The sequence below is a fragment of the Flavobacterium aquariorum genome (genome assembly GCF_003254745.1).
Taxonomy (GTDB): Bacteria; Bacteroidota; Bacteroidia; order Flavobacteriales; family Flavobacteriaceae; genus Flavobacterium; species Flavobacterium aquariorum.
Map to the genome: position 1 here is coordinate 585,930 of NZ_QKXH01000001.1, position 23,330 is coordinate 609,259.

At 35.5% G+C, this 23,330-nt stretch carries 16 protein-coding genes; 9 read left to right on the forward strand and 7 right to left on the reverse strand.

The annotated features are described in order from the left end of the window. Nucleotides 1-182: 182 nt before the first annotated feature. The gene (locus tag DOS84_RS02490) at nucleotides 183-1,121 is read left to right on the forward strand and encodes an OmpA/MotB family protein (protein WP_111408520.1); all 939 of its coding nucleotides are present in this window, start codon (nucleotides 183-185) and stop codon (nucleotides 1,119-1,121) included. 186 nt (nucleotides 1,122-1,307) lie between these two features. Beyond that, complete coding sequence (locus tag DOS84_RS02495) at nucleotides 1,308-2,345, forward strand: aldo/keto reductase (protein WP_111408521.1); 1,038 nt, start codon at nucleotides 1,308-1,310, stop codon at nucleotides 2,343-2,345. Nucleotides 2,346-2,409: 64 nt separating this feature from the next. On the opposite strand, the gene DOS84_RS02500 is transcribed toward DOS84_RS02495, so the two are convergent. Continuing rightward, entirely contained in the window at nucleotides 2,410-4,059 is a 1,650-nt protein-coding gene (locus DOS84_RS02500) for a DUF4139 domain-containing protein (protein WP_111408522.1), read from the reverse strand. 127 nt (nucleotides 4,060-4,186) lie between these two features. Beyond that, a complete protein-coding gene (locus tag DOS84_RS02505) occupies nucleotides 4,187-5,347 on the reverse strand; it encodes a vWA domain-containing protein (protein WP_111408523.1) in 1,161 nt (386 codons plus the stop codon). Between the two features lie 376 nt (nucleotides 5,348-5,723). Here DOS84_RS02505 and DOS84_RS02510 point away from each other — a divergent pair, with 376 nt between their 5' ends. Both DOS84_RS02510 and DOS84_RS02515 read left to right on the forward strand, forming a co-directional pair. Further along, nucleotides 5,724-7,541, forward strand: a complete 1,818-nt coding sequence (locus DOS84_RS02510; RefSeq protein WP_111408524.1) for a tetratricopeptide repeat-containing sensor histidine kinase — start codon at nucleotides 5,724-5,726, stop codon at nucleotides 7,539-7,541. Next, nucleotides 7,538-8,284 (forward strand): LytR/AlgR family response regulator transcription factor, encoded by a 747-nt coding sequence (locus DOS84_RS02515; RefSeq protein WP_111408525.1) that lies wholly within the window; start codon nucleotides 7,538-7,540, stop codon nucleotides 8,282-8,284. The genes DOS84_RS02510 and DOS84_RS02515 overlap by 4 nt, the downstream gene beginning before the upstream one ends. A gap of 1 nt (nucleotide 8,285) precedes the next feature. Here the strand turns inward: DOS84_RS02515 and DOS84_RS02520 are convergent, their stop codons facing one another. From DOS84_RS02520 to panC, 5 genes are all read right to left on the reverse strand, one after another. After that, nucleotides 8,286-10,247 carry a transglycosylase domain-containing protein gene (locus DOS84_RS02520; protein ID WP_111408526.1) on the reverse strand — a complete coding sequence of 654 codons (1,962 nt, stop codon included), beginning with the start codon at nucleotides 10,245-10,247 and terminating at the stop codon, nucleotides 8,286-8,288. A 37-nt stretch (nucleotides 10,248-10,284) separates the two neighbouring features. Then, nucleotides 10,285-11,646 (reverse strand): DNA repair protein RadA, encoded by a 1,362-nt coding sequence (radA, locus tag DOS84_RS02525; protein WP_111408527.1) that lies wholly within the window; start codon nucleotides 11,644-11,646, stop codon nucleotides 10,285-10,287. Between the two features lie 2 nt (nucleotides 11,647-11,648). After that, nucleotides 11,649-12,905 (reverse strand): alpha/beta hydrolase, encoded by a 1,257-nt coding sequence (locus DOS84_RS02530; protein ID WP_111408528.1) that lies wholly within the window; start codon nucleotides 12,903-12,905, stop codon nucleotides 11,649-11,651. A gap of 90 nt (nucleotides 12,906-12,995) precedes the next feature. Further along, the gene (gene panD / locus DOS84_RS02535; protein WP_077378752.1) at nucleotides 12,996-13,346 is read right to left on the reverse strand and encodes an aspartate 1-decarboxylase; all 351 of its coding nucleotides are present in this window, start codon (nucleotides 13,344-13,346) and stop codon (nucleotides 12,996-12,998) included. 8 nt (nucleotides 13,347-13,354) lie between these two features. Beyond that, nucleotides 13,355-14,203 carry a pantoate--beta-alanine ligase gene (gene panC / locus DOS84_RS02540; RefSeq protein ID WP_111408529.1) on the reverse strand — a complete coding sequence of 283 codons (849 nt, stop codon included), beginning with the start codon at nucleotides 14,201-14,203 and terminating at the stop codon, nucleotides 13,355-13,357. Nucleotides 14,204-14,310: 107 nt separating this feature from the next. Here panC and DOS84_RS02545 point away from each other — a divergent pair, with 107 nt between their 5' ends. The 5 genes from DOS84_RS02545 to DOS84_RS02565 all read left to right on the forward strand — a co-directional run bounded on the left by DOS84_RS02545 (nucleotide 14,311) and on the right by DOS84_RS02565 (nucleotide 23,307). Further along, complete coding sequence (locus DOS84_RS02545; RefSeq protein ID WP_111408530.1) at nucleotides 14,311-15,117, forward strand: glycogen/starch synthase; 807 nt, start codon at nucleotides 14,311-14,313, stop codon at nucleotides 15,115-15,117. Nucleotides 15,118-15,138: 21 nt separating this feature from the next. Beyond that, entirely contained in the window at nucleotides 15,139-16,758 is a 1,620-nt protein-coding gene (gene bamH / locus DOS84_RS02550; RefSeq protein WP_111408531.1) for a BamH family beta-barrel-assembly machinery protein, read from the forward strand. Between the two features lie 8 nt (nucleotides 16,759-16,766). Beyond that, nucleotides 16,767-18,614 (forward strand): glutamine--fructose-6-phosphate transaminase (isomerizing), encoded by a 1,848-nt coding sequence (glmS, locus tag DOS84_RS02555; RefSeq protein WP_111408532.1) that lies wholly within the window; start codon nucleotides 16,767-16,769, stop codon nucleotides 18,612-18,614. Between the two features lie 301 nt (nucleotides 18,615-18,915). After that, on the forward strand, nucleotides 18,916-21,753 hold the full coding sequence (locus DOS84_RS02560; RefSeq protein WP_111408533.1) for a TonB-dependent receptor domain-containing protein: 2,838 nt from the start codon (nucleotides 18,916-18,918) through the stop codon (nucleotides 21,751-21,753). Between the two features lie 36 nt (nucleotides 21,754-21,789). Beyond that, entirely contained in the window at nucleotides 21,790-23,307 is a 1,518-nt protein-coding gene (locus DOS84_RS02565; protein ID WP_111408534.1) for an SGNH/GDSL hydrolase family protein, read from the forward strand. The last annotated feature ends 23 nt before the right edge of the window (nucleotides 23,308-23,330 follow it).

Here is a 23,330-nt window from a genome sequence, read left to right on the forward strand (position 1 = left end):
CTTGTTTGCAAAAATCATTTTTTGTAAGCCATTGCAGGAGCTTCCGTTGGTCGCTCTGCACTAGCAACAAAAAAATAGATTTTTCACAAACAAGGATTTCCACTGTTATCTGGGCTAGGGCATTCCGTATTTCAAGAACTTTTGACCTCAAATACCACATATAAATAGTAAAACTTAACAAAATGATTAAAAAAATTTCCATCGGACTTTTAATTATGGCATTGTCCACTTCTTGTGTTTCCAAGAAAATCTACAATGATCTTGAAAACCAATTTGCCAATCTAAAAAAGGAAAATAGAGCCATTTCTGATGAAAATGCCGCTTTATTGGCATCCAAAAAACAATTGGAATCAGAGAAAGCCACTTTGCAATCCAAATTGGATGACACCAACGCCAACTTGGCCAAAGTGCAAGCCGATTATGAGGCTGTCAAAAACAAAATGAAAGTGATGCAGGATTCGTATGCTGCTTTAGAAAAAAACAGCAACGAAGCTTTGGAAGCTAACATGAAAAAGAATCGTGAATTATTGGCGCAGCTGGATGCTAAAGCAAAAGCACTAGCATTGGAACAAGAAAAATTGAATGCAAGCAGCCAACGCTTGAAAGAACTGGAAGATTTAATTGCAGCCAAAGAAGCCAGCATGAAAAAACTAAAAGAAACACTTTCTAAGGCTTTAAATGGTTTTGAAGGCAAAGGTTTGACAGTAGAACAAAAAAACGGAAAAGTTTATGTTTCTATGGAAAACAAACTGCTTTTCAATTCGGGAAGTTGGGCTGTAGGAACCGAAGGTAAAAAAGCGGTTGTTGAAGTAGGGAAAGTATTGGGAGATAATCCTGATATTTCGGTATTGATCGAAGGACATACTGATAATGACCCGTACGAAGGTTCTGGACCAATTGCTGATAACTGGGATCTTTCTACCAAAAGAGCTACGGCTATCGTTACTATTTTGGGAGAAAACAAAAAAGTAAACAAACAAAATCTTACGGCAGCCGGAAGAAGTGAATATTCTCCTTTAGCGCCCAATAACACTGCTGAAGGAAAAGCTAAAAACCGTAGAATCGAAATTATTTTGACTCCAAGATTGGACGAAATTTCAAAAATGTTGAATGAGTTTTAGGAAGAAGAAGCTAAGATTCTAAGTCACGAAGAGACTAAGTTTAAAAAAGGTTCGCGTATAAACGTCGAACCTTTTTTTGTTAATATTAGGCAAAGCCGAACTAAAAACGAATAACTAATTTTTATCTTTGCTTTCAAACAAAATTTAACAACTTAGTTTCTTAGAATCTTAGCGACTTTAAAAAAAATGAAATACACTACTTTACCCAATACTGATATAAAAGTCAGTAAAATATGCCTTGGAACAATGACTTTTGGGCAACAAAATAATGAATCTGAAGGACATGCCCAAATGGATTATGCACTCGAAAAGGGAGTCAATTTCTTTGATACCGCCGAGATGTATTCCATTCCAGGAAAAAAAGAGACGTACGGGAGCACCGAGAAAATAATAGGTTCGTGGTTTAAGAAAACCGGAAAAAGAGAAGAAGTAGTACTAGCCTCAAAGATTGCTGGACCAAGTCCGATTTTTGGTTATATGCGTGAAAAATTGGATTTTTCCCCTGCAAGTCTTCAATATGCTTTGGACAACAGTTTACAACGACTTCAAACGGATTATTTGGATCTTTATCAATTGCATTGGCCGGAGCGCAAAACCAATTTTTTTGGACAAAGAGGTTTCAAAGTTCAAGAGGATGCTTGGGAAGATAATATTCACGCTGTTCTTGAAACATTGGATGGTTTTGTTAAAGCTGGAAAAATAAAACATATCGGAGTTTCCAATGAGAATCCTTGGGGAATGATGCGTTTTCTAGAAGAAAGCAAATACAATAATTTACCAAGAATTAAAACCATTCAAAATCCATATTCGTTATTGAATCGTCTTTTCGAAAATGCTTCTGCCGAAGTTTGTCTTCGTGAGAATGTGGGATTGTTGGCTTATTCACCTTTGGCTTTTGGTGTTCTGTCCGGGAAATTCTTAACTGGTGAATCCCATCCGAATGCAAGACTGAGTTTATTTCCGCAGTATTCGAGATACAGCAGTGCAAAATCCACTGAGGCAACAAAACTTTATCAAGAGATTGCACAGAAACACGGATTGACATTGACGCAACTGGCTCTGGCTTTTGTACAACAACAGCCTTTCTTGACGAGTTCCATTATTGGAGCCACTACAATGGAACAACTCAAAGAAAATATAGATACAATTCAGGTAACACTTTCCGATGATATTTTAAAAGAAATAGATGCTGTTCAGGCCATTATTCCTGATCCGGCTCCTTAATAATCATTAAATGAAATAAATTAAAAAACCTGTCAGTTTTTGAATCTGACAGGTTTTTTGCTGTTTACAAATTATCTATAACCTGATCTTTAGGATAACGAACTTTGTAACTTATCCTGATTTTCCTAGTTTCATTCGACTTCATCTGCAATTGCCAGGTTAGAATACCTGTTTCTGGATTTACTTTGGCATGGTCACTTTGAAGCAATTCAATTTCAATATCTTTATTTGAACTCAATGGATATTGATCTTTCAATATCATTTCAATGGCTTCTTTTTTGTTGTTTCTTAAAGTGATATCAAAGGTGAAAATTTGCTCTTTTTTGGAAGACAAAAACTTGGTACCCGATTGATCCACCACTTTTTCTCGCTTGATGGTAACTTTTTTATCACGGCCCATACTCAAACTTAAAGTGTCACTTGTCTGACTTGGTTCAATTAAAGTTTTACCCACATACATGCCTTCAAAAATAATATTGGCTTCGCCTCTCAATAAGTTGTATTTACTATAATCGATAATTTCGGCGAGTAAAAAGGCATCTTTTTCTGCTTTTGGTACTGCATAAAATTTATACGATGCGGGAAGTTTGATTTCTTTTAACGAAACGCTGTGCACTTTTCCATTCGACAAAATATCATATGGAATATCAATATCAAAGGAGATATTCAGTTGGTTTTCTAGTACTGTGGTGTAGTTTGAAATTGATGATTCTGATTGCATAATCGGTTGTGCATCCATTTCTTCGTTAGCAATTTGAACCCCTGCAACTCTTCCTTGCAATTGGGTTGGAACTCCTTTTTTCTTAGAGCCATAACCCGTCATAACTACTTCGTTTAAATTTGGTCTGTAATTTAAAAACCAAGAATTCAATAATGGTGCTTGATTATTTTGGTTGGGAACACCGCTGGACAATGTTAGTTTTACTTTTTTCCAATCGATTCCTGTGTTTTGAACTACCTGCGCTTTGTACATCATATTGATTGGCGCTGTTACACTTTCGGTACGAAGATCATAGAAAGGTGTCCAAGAAGCATTATTCGACAAATAAGTAATATCTAGTGGAACTGCTCCGGCCAAATTATTCATCACTTGAACAATCAATTTACCGGATGAGGTTTTTTCTTCTTTGCTCGTATCTACTTCGAGTTTGTTGTTTAGTTTTTGAAGAATTTCAGTTAGCTTTTGTTCTTTTTCGGTTAGAGTATTTATCGTATTGGCAATTTCAGTCTGTTTGGCTTTATAATAATCGACCATTTTCATTAGTTCCATCACATTCAAACCCGAATTTACTCCTGAAACTTGTTGATTTTTGTCTAAAAGGCTCAGTGTTTTGGTCTCCGCATTTTTTGCATTGCCTACTTTTAAAATCTCTTTTTGTACCAAAACAATACTGTCTTTTACTCTTTTTAAGGCAGGCGATCTTAAATCTATTTCATATTCTGAAACATAATCGTTGGTAAATTGGACAGAAAGAACAGTTACTGTTGCAGGCGCTCCTATTTGAACCGAATTTTCATTTAAGTCTACCGCTACGTTTTTGATAACAATTTCACTCGTACCCAAAGGCAGATTTAGATTGGTGGTTTGCGAAATTTCGGCAGCATTAAAATACACGGTTGCAGCTTTTACTTTGGCAGTGGTGAAAATTGGTTTTTGTGCCAAAGCAATAGTGGTAACCAATAAAAAGGCAGATAATATCGTTTTTTTGAACATAAGTAGGTATTTTAATTTTTATATGATATTCATTACAAATAACGTCTTTTATAAACAGATAAGTTACGTAAGTAAATTTTAAGATTTAAATTGCTGTGAACTTATATGATTTATAGGTTAGAATGTTTTATTTTTCAACTGTATAGCCTTTTACTTTCGCAAAAGCCACAATAGAAGTACTGATTGCATTTCCTAAATCGTCTTGTGATTTTGTTTTTTTGGCTTCGGTATCTATATATTGTTGGCGTTTTTTGCCCAAATCGCTAATTTCTTTTTGGATTGCTTCTCTCTCTTTGGTTTTTTGGGTAACAATCACCTCCAATTCAGCTTCCGATTTGTTTTGAAGTTCAGTTGGTAATTCCTCTTTTTTAATTTTGGCGATGGCTTTTGGATCTTCTTTTACACGGTCAACAAGATCCCAGCTTTCATTTTTATAAACTGCTTTGGATTTACTTACGGCACGTTCGGCATAATTGGCTGCTGAAACTCCTTGTGCATTTTTGTCTTGCACTTCTTGGTTCATTTTTTTAGAAGAACCCTTTGCTCCGTAGCCAATATAGGTGTTATTGATTTTTACATTGCATTTGGATATTTGATCGTCATAAGGCGTTGATAAATATTTAACTGAGAGATTAGAGTCAATGTTGAAGTATTTTCCTTTGCCATAATCAGCGCCGTCTTTCCAAAAGGTGTTGATGCCTTCCATGCTGCTTCCACAGAAAATAGTGTTCACATAAATATCGTTTTTCATAGCGTCGCTTATGGCTTCTTTGTAGTTGATGCCGCCTTGATTGAAAGCTTCGTTTCCTGCAATGTATATGAGTTTCATATTGTTGTTTGCTGCACCCCATTGCAATTTTTGGGTTGCATCTTGGATTACAGCACCACAATATTCGTTACCACCATTTGTTTTTAAAGCAAATAATTTTTCGGAAATCAAGTCCAAATCGGTGGTTAGGGGCGTAACTTGTCTTATGTAATTGGATTGTTGGGCCAATCCGTCGTTGCCGTATTCGTATAATGCAATTTCGATATCGGGAGTTTTACCTGAATATTTTAGCGTAGTCAATGTGTTTACGATATTCCAAAGCCTTGATTTGGCTTGATCGATTAATCCGTCCATACTGTTGGAAGTGTCCAATAAAAGCGCCACTTGAATTTTGGTGTTTTCAGTTGCTTTTGGTTTTTCGTTTATGTCATTTTTGATTGGTTTTGCATTCGAAGAATTGCAGCTTGCAAAAGAAATTGTGGTTGCCAAAAGCGCGGAGATAAATAGAGTCGATTTCATGATTTTTCGTTTTTAAAGGTTGATTACAGACCAAACTTAAAAACTAATAACACTCGTTTTTTGGACAAATGGTGAAACGGCCTTTTGACTTGGTGAAACGAGTTGTAAAAGGAGTTTAAAATACTTTACTTTACACAGTGGAATTTTTTGAAAGTGGCTAAGTTTCTAAGAAGCTAAGATTCTAAGTAACTTGAAAAAACAAAATATTGTCTCTTAGCCCCGATTGCAGTGGAAATCCTTATAAGCCGGGGTTCGGCTTATAAGATTGAAACGGAAAGCGGGACTAGTGCTGATGAAAATGCTAAATCTTTCTGCTCCAAACTATTATTAATTTACTTAGTAACTTAGAGTCTTAGAAACTCAGAAACTTAATAAAATGCGTTTACTAACTATATATATCATATTCCTTCTTATGCTGTTGCTTCCTATAGGAACAATGGCTCAGGATTCTTTGTATAAGAGCAAATCGATGCCAGCTTCTAAGATGAGTAGGGTAAGTAATGATTTAAAAAAGTCTTTGGAGGTAAATGACGAAGCTCAAATTGCTAAAAATTATGAACGGCTGGCAAATGAGTTTTTCAATAAAAGTGACAATACCAAAGCTGAAGAATATTTTAAAAAAGCGATCACAAGTTACACCAAATTAAAGCTTACGGATGATGTAACCCGCGTAACTAGGAGCCTCGCCAAAGTGCAGGAATCACAGAAAGATTATAAATCGGCGATTAAGAGTTACGAAGTCGCAGGGGATATATCTGAGGATAAAAGTCTTGAAAAAATCAATGCCAATGATGCCAATCGCTTGCGTTCTGTGGCGAGCCCGGTGGTTCAGGAAGGATACGTAAATTCGAATATAGAGCTGCTCAAAAAAGAAAACAAGGAAGAAGAAGTATCGGCGGCGTATGTCCAAAAAGCTGAGAATTCTTTGAAACAAAAAAACAAGGAAGTTGCGATAGAAAGTTACAATCAGGCGCTCGCTTACGCAAAAGGAAAACCGGCAGCCATCATCAAAATCAACAATGAGATTGCTAAGGTTTACGCTTCAGATAACCAGTTTGACAAGGCGATTGGGATCAATGAAAAGCTTTTGGCGGATGCCAAAACTAAACAGGATTTCAGTACTCAAATTAAGCAATTGCAGTCATTATCGGTTCTTTATTTCAAAAAAGAGGATCCGAATAAAGCCATCACTGCATTGAAGGAAGCATTTGCTTTGGCCCTGCAGAAAGGAAATTCTGCCGAAGCCAAAAAGTGTTTGATTTCGTTGACTCAGTATTACAATGGAAAAGGGAATAACAAGGAAAGTTTGGCTTTGTACAACCAATTTCTTCAAAATTTTGAACAATTAGTGCAATCGGATACGACTTTGATTGACACAAAAGCGTTTCAGGTGAGCGAAGATAAAATTCGCCAATTGGAAAAGGAAAAATCTTTGAAAGACGAGTTAATCACCAAGACAAATACTTTCAATTACTTTCTTTTGGGTTCGATAGGATTGCTTTTATTGTTATTTCTGTGGATAGTAAAAACGCTTTTTTCGATTAAAACAAAGAACAAAGAAATCGCATTGCAGTCGTTGAGACGCGAAATGAATCCGCATTTTATTTTCAACAGTCTCAATAGCGTTAATCAGTTTATAGCCGAAAATAAAGAACGTGAAGCTAATAAATACTTGACTTCTTATTCGAATTTGATGCGAAATACGATGGAGAATTCCAACAAGGATTTCATTACATTGGATAATGAATTGGAGCAATTGAAAAAGTATTTGGAATTGGAACACCTGCGTTTTCAGGATAAGTTTGATTTCAAGATAAGTGTTGACGCAGAATTAGATCCCGAAAGAACGATGGTTCCCAATATGATTATTCAGCCTCACTTAGAGAATGCCATTTGGCACGGATTACGGTATTTGGATGCCAAAGGATTATTGCTATTGAACGTTCAGTTAGCGAATGCAAAAGTGGTGATTCGTATTGAAGATAATGGCATTGGTTTAACCAAAAGTCAAGAGCTTAAAACGAGCAATCAAAAAGCGCACGAATCGAGAGGAATGAGCAATACGAAAGAGCGGATTGGCCTGCTTAATGAATTGTACAAAAAGAATATAAGGTTTCAGATTTTTGAAAAAACGTTGCCAGAAACAGGAACTATAGTCGAAATTGTTTTTCCATTAATTGATAAAATAGCATGAGTTTTCAAAGGATAAGAAGCGTAATTGTCGAAGATGAATTGGCTGCCCGGGAAGTACTCAAAAATTATTTGAGTAAATATTGTCCGCAAGTGGAGGTGATTGGCGAAGCCCAAAACATAAAAGAAGCTGTTCCGATGCTGCACGAGTTACAGCCACAGTTGGTTTTTCTGGATGTCGAAATGCCTTTTGGAAATGCTTTTGATGTGCTTGAAGCCTGTAAGGATTTGCATTTTGAGACTATTTTTGTAACGGCTTTTTCGGAATATTCGCTGAAGGCCTTAAACCAAAGTGCTGCTTATTATTTGCTAAAACCCATTAGCATTGAAGAATTAATTGTTGCGGTAAACAAAGTGCATCATCAAATCCTGAATCACGAGATTTTCAATAGAAATAAGATAATTGTTGCCAATTTTCAGGAACCCAAACCCGAAAAGCAACAGGTGATTTTACCAACTTTGGAAGGTTTTGAAGTGGTTAAAATGGAAGAAATCGTTCGTCTTCGCGGTAACGGTAATTTCACCGATTTGTATCTCCATAACGGAAACAAGAAAATGGCGTGTCGTTTTTTAAAGCATTTTTCGGAAATCCTGCCTTTACCTTTTATCCGCGTTCATAAATCCCATATTATCAATTTGAACTGCGTGAAATCATACAATAAAGGTGGTATTGTTACCTTGAATGATGGGGCAGAAATTGAAGTTTCACCAACATATAAAGAAGAATTTTTGAGGAATTTTAAATAGTTTAAAAATCAAACTCTTCTTTTACCGCCGTTGAATCGATAACAGTTGTGTCTTTTACTTTGATGTTTAATAAAGAATGAGCACGCCCTGTAAGCGTTATAGGTGATGATAAACCAATCGTGTCGTCAGGAATCAATAAACCACGGCGAAACATTAGATTTCTTAAGAAAGTTTGTTGCTTGGTCGCATAGGCTTTTTGCAAACCTTCCTGGTCAAATTGCCACATGAATTTCTTTGGTTTTGGGATTATTGTAGCCAGAAATAAGCATTCCTGTACATTCAAATCGGCTGGTCTTTTCTGGAAATAAAATTCGGCAGCTTCGCCAATTCCATATACATTTGGCCCCCATTCAATAATATTGAAATAAACCTCAAGCATACGCTGTTTACTTGTGATTCGGTTGTTTTCTATGATGTACACCAAAAGAATTTCTTCCAGTTTTCGGGACAGGGTTTTTTCTCTGGTAAGGAATACATTCTTTACCAATTGCATGCTTATAGTGCTCGCGCCACGAGAGAATTTTTTGGTACGAATGTTTTTCAGAATCGACTGTTTGAAGGCCTCGTTTATAAATCCGTGATGCGACATAAAAGAAGGATCTTCGGAAGTTAAAACACATTTTTGCAAGTAAGGCGAAATTTGTTCCAAAGGAGTGTAATACGGATTGCTTGGGCCTACAAAGATTGCACGTTGTGGAACGCCATTGTCAATGGCTCGATAGGTAAATTCTCCGTTTAATTTGGCTAAGTCTATATTCCCGTACTTGGTTATGTTTAGATTCTGTTTGTTTATGTTACTTTTAAATACAATGGTATTCGGTTTGTTTTTGTTGAACATGAAATCCAATTTATAATCAAAATCTCCAGTGGCTTCCATTCCTTGAAAATGAGTAAACAATCCATCTGGAAGTGAGGTAATAAAATCCTGCGCTTTCATTTTTGGAATAGCCACCTTTAGTTTATAAACCGTATCTTCTTCGGTATTATAGGAAAGGTAAGGATGCAGTTTGATTTTGTTGAATTGAAAAGTTGAACTGCTGTCTATTGAGATAAAATCTGAGCCCAATAAGAAGCGATAATCAAATCTGGCATTTTTGATGTTTACATCTTTATTGGCAATTCGTTTATGGTTCATTTTCAGGTTTGTAATAGAAGTATAACCATCCAAGTGTAATTCACCTCCACTCATATCAATATTTTGAACATTGAATCGAATGGAGTCAAAGCTGGCTTTTAGATTGTAACGTTCATCAAAATAAGGGACTTTGATAGCTCCTGTATCAATATTGAAAAAGTGTAAATCTCCTCTTTTGTTTCTAGGATCTGCTATTCCGTTGATTCTCCAACGTTGCGCAAAAGTGTTGGTTTGCACCGCGATAGACGATTCTAATTTGGTTTGATATAAAGTTAGTTTTTTGAAGTTTACCGTTGCCTTTTTGCCATTGTCGTCCAGTTTGAATACCAAGTTTTCGAGAGTCATATCCGTTGGGACCAAATTGAGTATTTTAGAGATAATGCGATAGGCAAATTCGGCATAATCTCTTTTTTTAGTAGATTTCGGTTCGTTTTTGTCTTTTTTGAGGAAAGCACCAAAGTTTTTGATTTTCCCTTTTTTGGTTAACTGAACATAACCATTTTTTATTTCTAATGTGCCCAATTGTACATCACCTATCAATAATCGCCATAAATTGACGCTGGTTTTTATTTTTTGAATTTTAAAAATAGTGTCCCGGTTTTTTGGAGCCAAGGTGATTTCGTCCAATACAATTCCGGACACACCGTCAAAAGAAGCTTTTTTGATAGCAAACTCACTATTGTATTCCAGTTTCATAGTTGTTGAAACTTTGTCGATTGCTTGATCCAAAAGTTCGTTTCTAAACACAAGAAAGCCTATTAGGAGTACAGCAATAACGATTCCTAGTATTTTGGAAGCTAATAGTAACTTTTGTTTGTTAGTTCTCATGTTTAAAATGGAAAAGAAGTCTTTTTTAAATAGTGTTTTACCCGAACAACTCGCTGGCAACATCTTCGATTTTGGCTACCAATTGAATTTTTATTCCCGTATTTTTTAAGGCGATTTTATTGTATTTGGATACAAAAATAGTCGAAAATCCCAATTTTTCTGCCTCTTGTATGCGTTGATCCACACGGTTCACTGGGCGAATTTCACCCGAAAGGCCAACTTCGCCAGCAAAACAAAAATCTTTGTTGACTGGGATGTCTTCATTTGACGATAAAATGGCGGCCACAACAGCTAAATCTATGGCTGGATCATCCACCGAAATTCCTCCTGTTACGTTCAGGAAAACGTCTTTGGCACCAAGCCTAAAACCGGCCCTTTTTTCCAAAACGGCCAAAATCATATTCAGCCTTTTGGCGTTGTAACCTGTGGTGCTCCTTTGCGGGGTTCCATAAACTGCGGTACTTACCAACGATTGTATTTCAATCATTAAGGGGCGCATACCTTCGAGTGTAGTGGCAATTGCCGTTCCTGATAATTCTTCGTCTTTGTGTGAAATCAATATTTCGGATGGATTGGATACTTCTCGCAATCCGCTGCCCAGCATTTCGTAAATACCAATTTCCGCAGTTGATCCAAAACGGTTTTTCAACGAACGCAAAATGCGATAAACGTGATTACGATCGCCTTCAAATTGCAACACGGTATCAACCATGTGTTCCAATATTTTTGGACCAGCTATTGTTCCGTCTTTGGTAATGTGGCCAATTAAGATGACAGGAATATTAGTTTCTTTTGCAAATTTGATTAGTTCTGCAGTAGTTTCCCGAATTTGCGAAATACTTCCTGCGGTTGATTCAATATAATCGGTATGTAAAGTCTGAATTGAATCGATTATTACAATTTCGGGTTGAATAGCTTCAATCTGTTTGAAAATATTCTGTGTTTTGGTTTCGGTAAGAATATAACAATTGTCTCCGTTTGGAGTGATGCGCTCGGCACGCATCTTAATTTGTTTTTGGCTTTCTTCACCCGAAACGTATAAAGTTTTGTAAGGTAATTTTAATGAAATCTGAAGTAACAGTGTGCTTTTTCCAATTCCGGGTTCACCTCCTAAAAGAATCAAAGAACCAGGGACAATTCCGCCTCCTAAGACTCTGTTCAGCTCGTTGTCAGTTGTGTCGAGACGAATTTCTTCGGCACTGTCAATTTCGTTAATTCGTAACGGTTTTGGTGCTTTACTGGTGGTAGATGATTCACTTTTCCAAGCAACTTTTTCCTGCTTTTGTATAATTTCCTCGGCAATAGTATTCCATTCTTTACAAGAATTGCACTGTCCTTGCCATTTGGCATATTGCGCACCACAATTCTGGCAAAAAAAAGTTGTTTTTACTTTGGTCATTATTATTGTTTTTTTTCTTCTGAAACAGGGATGTCAGATGCGGGAGTTTCTTCAATTACTTCCTGTTTTGCTTCAACATCTTGGCCTACTTTTCCTTTTATTTTTGGTTTTTTAGCAAAAGTTTTTTTCAATTCTTCGGCTTTGGCAAACATCATGTCTTTGGTTAGATCGGCAATTTCTTCTTTGTTGAATCCCGACATATAATAGCGCACGGCTCTTGGATTATCTCCTTTTTTTTCAAACATGGTAGCTAATTCATAATCTCCCAGCATGCTTTTTGGATAACTTTTATCGGCAAGAATCGCTAAAGCATCCAATTCATTATAGTCTTTGTTTTCTATGATAGCTGCTTCTATCGCCTTGAAATCGGTGATTCGAATTGGGTTTTTTATACCAAATGAATTTTCAATGAGATCATACTTATTTTTCAAGTAATCAACATAGCCTTCTTTGAGAGTAACTATTTTTGTGTCATATTCTAGTACGGAAATAGGTTGAGCCGCTGCAAAAATTTGATATAAAGCTGTTGGGATAGAATGTAAAACTAGAGAGTAATGAGACACATCATTAAAATTTTCAAACTTGTAATTCAAATTTGGATTTTTGATGGCTTGAGTTTTGGAATCAAATTTTTTGATTCTTTCTTGCATTTTTTTATTGTCACCATCTGCAGTGGACAGATAGTAAAAAATAGGTTGTTTTATAGAGGTTAGTAAATCCGGTAATTCATCTTCCATATTTACTGGTAGCTCGGGGCTTAAACAAATATAAGCATTGAATAATGGGTTGTCTTTATATAGAAAGAAATTTGAAAAAGCAGCGGTTATATCGTGCCCCGCGATGATTTTAAAATTGGTAGTTCTATAGTCATGCTGTATGAATGGAATTAACTCCAGAGATATAAAATCGAAGAAATCAACACTTTTACCATCTGGCATTCCTGTTACTTCGTCCAAACCACAATCAATTGACCTTTTGTTGTTTTGACCTTGGCTTATTCCTACAACAATTACTTCGGGTAAATCATCCCAATGAGCCCCATAGTTTAAAGTGCCCAAAAACGGGTTTAGTAGATAGTCGCCATCCATTAAAATTAATAGAGGATATCTTTTGGTTGGATTTTTTTCATAAGAAGCTGGTAAAGAAACATAAAGTTCTCTTTTTTCTTGAAGTTTTCCGGAATCTAAGTGAATGATTTTTATTTGTGAGTAACCAGAAATCGAAAAAAAGGCCAGCAATACTATAAATAAATGTTTCATATAATAATGGGGGTTGGTTATTTATGATAAATAGATTAGCAATATAAACAATTATTTTATGTATTCACAAAGTAGGAATGAACATACCTATTATGTCAAAGAATTGTCTTTTTCATTTGGAAAAACAATCCAGGGCTTAAATGTTTTGGCTTCCTCAAATTCCAGAGTGGCATATGAAATGATTATGATGATGTCATCTTTTTGTACTTTTCGTGCTGCTGGCCCATTTAGGGTAATTATTCCAGAATTTTTTTCGCCAACTATGGCATAAGTATCAAAACGTTCTCCATTGTTTATGTTAACAATGGATACTTTTTCACCCTCTATTATGTTTGCTGCTTCTAATAATGCTTCGTCTATAGTAATGCTTCCGATGTAATTTAGGTCGGCTCCTGTGACTCTTACCCGGTGAATTTTTGATTTAACAACTTGAATGTGCATGGTATTTTTTAATTTAATGATATGGTATCTATTAATCTGATGTTGTTGACAAATACAGCTATGAATGCTCTGTATTTTTTGTTTTTACTTTTTCGTTTGCAAGTCGTAAGTGTTTTTTCATCTGCAATTTCAAAGTATTCTAAAGTAAATATTTTATTTTTTTTGAATTGATTTTTAACCCATTGGGTAGTTTTTTCTGCACTGTTATTTGAGAATTTTGCTTTGGCTCCGTTTAGTATTTTATAGATGATTCCAGCTTCTTCTCTTTCGTGCAAAGTTAAGCGTTCATTTCGAGAACTCATAGCTAAGTTGTTGATTTCTCTATGAATAGGGCAGACAACAATTGTTACCTGTAAGTGGTTTTTTTCAACCATCTTTTTGATTATTTGTACTTGCTGAAAATCTTTTTCACCAAAATATGCTCTGGTTGGTTTTACGATTTCAAAAAGACGTTTTACGATAGTTCCCACGCCGTCGAAGTGTCCTGGTCTAAACTTCCCTTCCATTTTATTTTCCAGTCCGTCAAAATCGAAAGGTTGTGATAGGGTTTTTCCTTCATACATGTCGTGAACTGTTGGAGCAAAAGCGATAATGTTTGGATTGATGTTGGAGATTTTTATTATATCAGCATCCAAAGTACGAGGATATTTTTCCAAGTCTTCAGGATTGTTAAATTGCGTCGGATTTACAAAAATACTAACAACAGTTATGTCATTTTCCTTAGTAGATTGTAGCATTAAAGACTGATGTCCCTCATGCAAAGCACCCATTGTCGGAACAAACCCAATTGAAGAATTTGTAGTCTTTAATGTGGATAGATAGTCCATTAAAGCCGCTTTTCCATAGAAAATTTGCATGGCAGTTTTGTTTAAATTAGGTGCAAACTTAATATTTTAGTCCATAACTGCATAAAATTTTGTAATTTTGCGTGGTTTTTATTGCCAATAATTAATCAATTTATACTATGAAAGATAAGAGGATATTATACGTATCATCTGAAGTTGTACCTTATCTCGCTGAAAATGAGGTTTCATTAATGTCTTATGACGTACCAAAAATGATTAATGATCAAGGAGGGCAAATTAGAATTTTTATGCCAAGGTATGGAAATATCAACGAAAGAAGACATCAATTACATGAAGTAATTCGATTGTCTGGAATGAATTTGGTGGTGAACGATTTGGACATGCCCTTAATTATAAAAGTAGCTTCTATTCCAAAAGAAAGAATACAGGTTTATTTTATCGATAATGAAGAGTATTTTAAAAGAAAAGCGACTTTTGCCGACGAGGAGGGAGTTATGTATCCGGATAACGATGAGCGCGCTATCTTTTTTGCCAAAGGTGTTGTAGAAACCGTTAAGAAATTGAATTGGGTGCCGGATATTATTCACGTACACGGGTGGATGGCTGCCATGTTGCCGGTTTATATGAAACATTATTATAAAAATGAAGCATTGTTTTCTGATACTAAAATAGTTACTTCTGTCTATAGCCAGTCTTTTGATGGGACATTAGATGTTGGAATGATCAACAAAGTAAGATTTGACGGTATTCCTTATGAAGCAATTTCCGAACTGGAAGTGCCAAATTATGAAAATATTATAAAAACTACTATTCGTAATTCTGATGCGGTTATTATTGCCTCAGAAGGACTCTCTCCAAGTTTAACAAAATTTATAGAATCTTCAAATAAACCTTTTCTACCTTTGAAACATAAAGAAGAATTCGCAGTGGCTTATACGGAATTCTATAATAATATGTTATTATAAATCAATTTTTTACGAATAAATATGCTTAAAAATTCTTTTTTTAAAACTATTCCTTTCCTTTTGTTTATTGTTCTTTTTAATTCCTGTGATAAAGAATTTAATGTTGTTGGTGAAGATCTTATAGGGGATAATTCTTTTGATATACAAAAGAGTGAATATCCAGTCATAGCATATAATCAAAAGCTTGGGCCTATTCAGTCGAATAATATGGATGTTAATCCTTTAGGGGTATATGATAATCCTTCCTTTGGTACTACTAACGCAAATTTTGTTACTCAAGTGACTTTAGCGACTCTAGATCCTGCTTTTGACGCTTCAGCTACTATAAAAAAAGTAGTGTTGACAATACCTTATTTTTATGATAAGACTAAAACTGTTGTAAATCCCGACGGTAGTAATACTTATGTTTTGGATTCTATTTATGGCCCAGAAAAAGCTAAAATGAAACTTAGTGTTTATGAGTCTGGTTATTTCATGAGAGATTTAGATCCTGAGGAGCAATTTTCTCAGCCTCAAAAATATTATAATGATCAATATTCAGATTTTAATCAGTTAAAAATTGGCGTCCCTTTAAATGACGGCTCGAATACAGCTGAAAATACAACATTCTTTTTTGATCCAGCAGAACATGTTGCAAAGACGACTAACTCAAGTGGTACCGAAGTAACGACAAGAACACCTCCAGGAATGGAATTAAGCTTGAATAAAGAATTCTTTCTAAATAAAATAATTAAGGCGCCAGCTGGACCTTTGATTGATAATAATGCGTTTAAAGATTACTTTAGAGGTTTGTTTTTCAACATAGAAACCGTAGGGGGTAATCCTGGAAACATGGCAATGCTTAATTTTAAGTCTGGGAAGATAACAATTACTTATTCGGAGACTATAAATTCTGTAACTACAGATAAAACATTAGTATTAAATTTATCTGGCAATACCGTTAGTTTGTTGGATCAAAGCAATACAAATATTAATTATACAAATGCGACGAATCCTACTAATATTAACTCAGATAAGGGAGATGCTAATTTGTATCTTAAAGGAGGAGAGGGTTCAATGTCTATTGTGAAATTATTTGACCCAACTGACACTCATGGTTTAGAATTAACTGATGGTCCGAACAAAGTTCCGGATGAGTTGGATGACATGAGAAGAAATAAATATCTTATTAATGAGGCGAGTTTAACATTTCATTTGAATTCAGCTGCTATGGGTACAAGTTATGTGCCGCAAAGAATTTATTTGTATGATTTTAAAAACAACCAAGTATTGATTGATTATAGAGAATCTACTGTTGCTTCTAATACTAAAAATAATAAATATATTTTTGGTGGTATTCTTACCAAGAAATCAGATCTAGAAGGTGGTTCTTATTATAAATTTAGGATCACTAATCATATTAGAAATCTTGTCAAGTACGCTGATTCAACTAATGTTGACTTGGGATTGGTTGTTACAGAAGATATTAATAAGTCCAGTTTTTATTCTTTAAGGGATAAAACCGGTTTTCCTCTAAAAGCGCCAATGACTTCTGTTATGAATCCATTGGGTACTATTGTCTTTGGTAATAATATCCCAACAGATGATAAGGATTATAACAAAAGATTGAAATTCGAAATTTATTATACAAAACCTAATTAAGCGAAAATATGTGTGGAATTGTTGGGTATATAGGTTATAGAGAAGCCTATCCTATAGTTATAAAGGGGTTAAAAAGGTTGGAATACCGTGGATATGATAGCGCTGGTGTGATGTTGTATGATGGTGAAGCTATTAAATTATCTAAAACAAAAGGTAAAGTCTCCGATCTGGAAGCGAAAGCTGAAAAAGAAATATCTACAAATGGTACTATAGGAATAGGGCATACGCGTTGGGCCACTCATGGTGTGCCAAATGATGTCAATTCGCATCCTCATGTTTCTAATTCGGGTGATTTGGTTATTATTCACAATGGAATCATTGAGAATTATGCTCCTTTAAAGGTGGAACTAATTAAAAGAGGTTATACTTTTACTTCGGATACGGATTCTGAGGTTTTGATAAATCTTATTGAAGAGGTACAGAAGAAAGAAAAATTAAAATTAGGAAAAGCGGTTCAAGTGGCTCTAAATCAAGTGGTAGGTGCTTATGCAATTGCTGTTTTTGATAAAAAAAATCCAAATGAAATTGTTGCCGCAAGATTAGGAAGTCCATTGGCAATTGGGATTGGTGAAGGCGAATATTTCATTGCTTCGGATGCTTCGCCATTTATAGAGTATACTTCAAATGCAGTGTATCTTGAGGACGGGGAAATGGCCAATATTAGACTGCATAGACCTATGAAAGTTCGTAAAATTAAAGACGATTCTATCGTTGATCCTTATATTCAAGAGCTTCAGATGAATTTGGAACAAATTGAAAAAGGTGGTTACGATCATTTTATGTTGAAAGAAATCTACGAGCAACCAAGTGTAATTAAAGACACCTATCGTGGAAGGTTACATGCAAATGAAGGAATCGTTCAAATGGCTGGTGTTGAAGACAACCTTGAGAAATTTTTAAATGCGGACCGTATTATAATTGTGGCTTGCGGTACCTCTTGGCATGCCGGTTTAGTAGCTGAATATGTTATTGAAGAGTTTGCCAGAATCCCTGTTGAAGTTGAATACGCTTCTGAATTTAGATATAGAAATCCAATCATAAACAGTAAAGATGTCGTAATTGCCATTTCGCAATCGGGTGAAACTGCCGATACTATGGCGGCTATTAAATTAGCAAAAGAACACGGTGCGTTTGTTTTCGGGGTATGTAATGTAGTAGGGTCATCTATTTCAAGAGAATCTCATGCAGGTGCTTATACACATGCAGGTCCTGAGATTGGTGTTGCATCTACAAAAGCATTTACTACTCAAATTACGGTGTTGACAATGATTGCACTTCGTTTGGCTCAAGCAAAAGGAACGTTGTCTAAGTCTGATTTTCATATGTATTTACAAGAATTGGAATTCATTCCTGAAAAAGTTAAGGAAGCATTAGAAACTAATGATAAAACCAAGGAAATTGCGGCTGTATTTAAAGATGCACCAAATTGTTTGTATCTAGGTCGTGGGTATAACTTCCCGGTAGCGCTTGAAGGAGCGTTAAAGTTAAAAGAAATCTCGTACATACATGCTGAGGGTTATCCTGCGGCTGAAATGAAACACGGGCCAATTGCATTAATTGATGAATTGATGCCGGTTATCGTAATTGCTCCAAAACAAGGGCATTATGATAAAATTGTGAGTAATATTCAAGAAATCAAATCCAGAAGTGGAAAAATTATTGCGGTAGTCACCAAAGGAGATACGCAAGTTCGTGAATTAGCAGATTATGTTATTGAGATACCAGAAACATCAGATGCATTGTCGCCATTGATTACTACCATACCGCTACAACTTTTATCGTATCACATTGCTGTTATGAGGGGTTGTAATGTTGATCAACCTCGAAATTTAGCAAAATCGGTTACTGTTGAATAACGAATTGTTATAGGATTTTAAAAAAGCGAGATTTATTTCTCGCTTTTTTTTGCTTTAGACTTTTTACGAAATCGTTGTAAATTTTGTGATAAATTTAATGGAATTACCAAATTATTATGTATGCATAGTATGTTATGCGATTAACTCATTATTTTATTATTAATTATGCAAAATGTAAAAATATTGAATTGTTATATAATGAACTGTTTTGTTAATAATAATTATAAATATTTTTATATTTTTTACTTATAATTAAAAAATATGTGTAATTTGGCGCCACTAACCAACAAAATTTTACCATATGAGATTGTATTTGCTTTTTTTAACATTATTCTTTTGTAGCATATCTTTTGCGCAAAATTCTATCAAAGGTGTTGTTACTGATGAAAATAATCAACCTATTCCAGGAGCTAGTATTAAAGTGTCTGGATCAAATGAAGGGACGACTTCGGATTATGATGGTTCCTTCGTGTTGGTTACCAAGCAGGCGCCTCCTTTTTCTATTGATATTACAGCTGTAGGACATGCTTCTTCCAGTGTAAATGTAGAGTCAGTATCTCAAAAAATTCAAGTAAAACTAAGTTCAGAAGAGACAAAATTAAATGAAATTGTAGTTTCTGCTTCTAGAGCACCGGAAAGAGTGCTTCAATCGCCTGTTACGATTGAAAGAATGGGAATTGCGCAAGTGAAAAGTACTACGGCTCCAACTTTCTATGATGGTTTAGAAAATTTAAAAGAAGTGCAATTCAATACCAGTAGTATCTCATTCAAAACAGTTAACACTAGAGGGTTTGCTGCTGTTGGGAATACTCGTTTTATGCAGTTGGTAGATGGAATGGATAATTCATCACCTGCGTTGAACTTTGTGCTGGGTAACTTAATTGGTCTTTCGGATATTGATGTGGCTAGTGTGGAGCTTTTACCTGGAGCTTCTTCTGCCTTGTATGGTGCTAATGCATTCAATGGAATTTTATTTATGAATAGTAAAAATCCTTTTACATATCAAGGGATTAGTTCTTATGTGAAATATGGTCAAACTTCTCAAGATGTTGCCGGTACTAATGATTATTTTGATATGGGAATTAGAGCGGCTACAGCTTTTAATAAATATTTTGCTGTAAAAGCTAACTTCAATTATATGAAAGCTACCGAATGGATTGCAGATGACAGAAGAAGTGTTACTGGTGGTTCAATTGGTCATGATGGGAACCAAAACTATGATGGTTTGAATATTTATGGAGATGAGGTAACTACTTTTATCAACAATGTTGGACAAGTAAGTAGAACTGGTTACCGTGAAAAAGATTTGAACGACAATAAAGTGAATAGCGTAAAAGCTGATTTTTCATTGCATATTAGACCTTGGGCAGATGATACCGAAATCATGCTTCAGTATAAATTAGGTTTAGGAAATACGATTTACCAAGGAGCGAATAGATATGCTTTGAACGATTTCTTTATGAGTCAAACGAAAATTGAAATAAAAGGGAAAAACTTTTTTGCAAGAGCTTATCAATCTTCGGAAGATGCTGGTAACTCTTATGATATGCGTTTTGCAGGTTGGAATGTGCAAAGAGCTGCAAAATCAGACACTAACTGGTTTACAGATTATGCTACATCTTTTCAATTGTCTTCTGCTGTTTTAGGGCTTAATGCCGATCAAGCGGCTAATTATGCAAGATCTTTTGCTGATACCAACGTTTCGCCAGGTTTGAACTTAGTGCCTAATACAGATCCAACTAATCCTTCTGCACCAAGAAATGCAAGATTTGAGCCAGGAACTCCTGAGTTTACAAGTGCACTTAATGCTGTTAAAAGTAATCCTGATTTTACGCAAGGAGCTAAATTTACAGATCGATCTAAAATATACCACTCCGATGTTAATTATAACTTTAAAGACTTAATTAAGTTTGCTGAAATTCAAGTGGGAGGTTCTGCTCGTCAATACGAAATGAATTCTAATGGATCTATTTTTACCGATTATGATGGGCCAATTCGTTACAACGAATATGGAGTTTATACTCAAGGGTCTAAACTGTTTATGGAAGATCGTTTGAAAGTGGTTGCTTCTGTGCGTTATGACAAAAGTCAAAATTTTGACGGAAATGTTTCTCCAAGAGTTTCATTTGTTTATTCTGCTGGAGCACAAAAAAATCACAACTTTAGAGCTTCTTACCAAACAGGTTTTAGGAATCCTACTACACAAGATCAATATATCGGACTTGATCTAGGGCCATTTGCTTTAATTGGTTCAGCACCGGAAAATTTAGTTCGTTATTCTGAAATTAGAAATGTGAGTGCCGCAGGACAAGCTGCAGGAGCAGCGGCTACAGTACCAATGAACGGTACCAATGCTTATAATAATTCTTATACATTAACTTCTGTTCAGGCTTTTGGTGCTGCTTTGTCTGCTAATCCTTCTGATGTTGCTGGAGCTGCTGCTTTATTGAAATCTGCAAATGTTAGGTTAGTTCGTCCAGAAGAAGTAAAAGCATATGAGTTAGGGTATCGTGCCGTAATTAATAATGATTTATCGGTTGATTTGAATGGGTATTATAACCAATACAATCATTTCTTGAATACATCAAGAGTGGCTGGGGTTTATTATGGAGATGTTAATACAGCCATAAACTTATCAGACCCGTTAAGTCCTGTGTATGCTTTGGCAAGAAGTGACCGAAGAATTTATCAAGTATATTCTAATACTAGTGCTGATGTTGCTTCTTTAGGTTTTGGTGTTGGGTTGTCTAAAAAAGTGTATAAAAACTTTGAATTAGGAGCAAACTATAATTATTCTCAATTGGATTTCGATCAATCTCAAGATCCAGGATTTGTTACTGGATTTAATACTCCAAAACATAGGGTAAAAGCTTCGTTGGGAAATACAAGATTGTTTAAGAATTTTGGATTTAACACAAACGTAAGATGGAATTCTGAATATTTATGGCAATCTTCTTTTGCTGATGGAATGATTCCTTCTACCACTGTAGTTGATGCTCAAATCAATTATGCTGTTCCAACCTGTAAATTATTGTTCAAAGTTGGAGCTACTAATATTGGAGGTAAAGATTATATTCAAGTAATTGGAGCTGGATCTATCGGTCAACAATGGTTCGCTTCATTGACGATTAATCCTTAATTAAAAAGACAAGACAAAAACTTAAAAATATAGAGTATGATAAAAAATTTCAAATGGCTACTATTGGTTTCTCTAAGCTTTGTAGCATGTAATAATAATGATGATGATACAGTGGAAACAGAAGTTCCGGTTACTAGCGGGTCGGCTTCTTTTGCAAAATATGTTGCGTTAGGGGATTCTTTTGCTGCTGGTTACAGTGATGGTGCTCTTTTTAAGAAAGCTCAGGAAACTTCTTATGTTAATATATTGGCACAGCAATTTATACCAGCAGGAGGCACTGCAGCTACAACGCCTTTTATGGTAGATAATACCGGAGGTTTTTCTAACGGTGGCGTGCAGGTTCCGCAGTTTCCAACCCGATTGTACTTTGATGCTAAAACAAAAGCACCAGTAAACGTCCCTGGAATCTCTGGTACTGCAATTACAGCTCATTTGTCTGGTCAGTTTAGTAATATGGGTGTTCCTGGTGCTAAAAGTTATCACTTAATTGCGCCGGGCTACGGAAACCTAGCGGGAGTATTTGCATCACCTGCTACGGCAAGTCCTTACTTTTCTCGTTTCTCCTCTTCGGCTACTACTACAATTTTGGCAGATGCTTTAGCGCAGTCTCCAACTTTCTTTTCTTTGTTTATTGGAGGAAATGACGTTTTAGGTTTTGCTACTACTGGTGGTGATGGAACTGATCCGATAACACCAACGGCTACTTTTAATTTTGCTTACAATACTTTGGTTACAAGTTTAACGGCAAACGGAGCAAAAGGAGTACTAGCTAATTTGCCTTATATAACTACGCTTCCTCATTTCACTACAGTTCCTTACAATCCGCTTACGTCAAGTGTTCTTGGCCTTGGAAATGTGGCAGCAGGTGAGGCGGCAATTGCTGCTTTAAATGCTCAATTATACGGGCCTTTAAAACAAGCATTAACAGCTTTCAATGCAGGTGATAGAATTAATCTGTTGTCAACCACGGCAGCAAATCCTTTGCTGATTTCGGATGAAAATTTAACGAATTTATCAGCTCAATTAACAGCTGCTTTTACACCTTCTTTAGGCGCTGCAAAAGCAGCTGTTTATGGACAAATTTTTGGGCAGGCAAGACAAGCAACAAAAGCAGACTTAGTTTTGTTATCTACAAAATCAGTAATTGCGGGAGCTTCAGGTTATCCAGCACCATTAGATAAATTTGGAGTTACTTTTCCATTATTGGATAAGCATATTTTAATTCCTTCAGAAATTGAAGCTATCAAAGTCGCGACAGATGCTTATAATGTTACTATTGCGTCAATAGCAGATGCCAAGGGATTAGCTTTTGTAGATACTAAAACAGCAATGACGCAATTGGCTTCTACAGGAGTTCGTTTTGGAAATTACCAAATGACAGCTTCTTATGCAACAGGAGGTGCTTTTTCGTTAGATGGAGTTCATCCTACTCCAAGAGGTTATGCTTTTATTGCTAATCTTTTTATTAATGCAATTAATGCGAAGTATGAATCGACTTTAAGAAATGTAGATTTGGCACAATATCAAACTTTGTTTCCTGCAACAATACAATAAATAAAATTTAACAATAGTGTTTC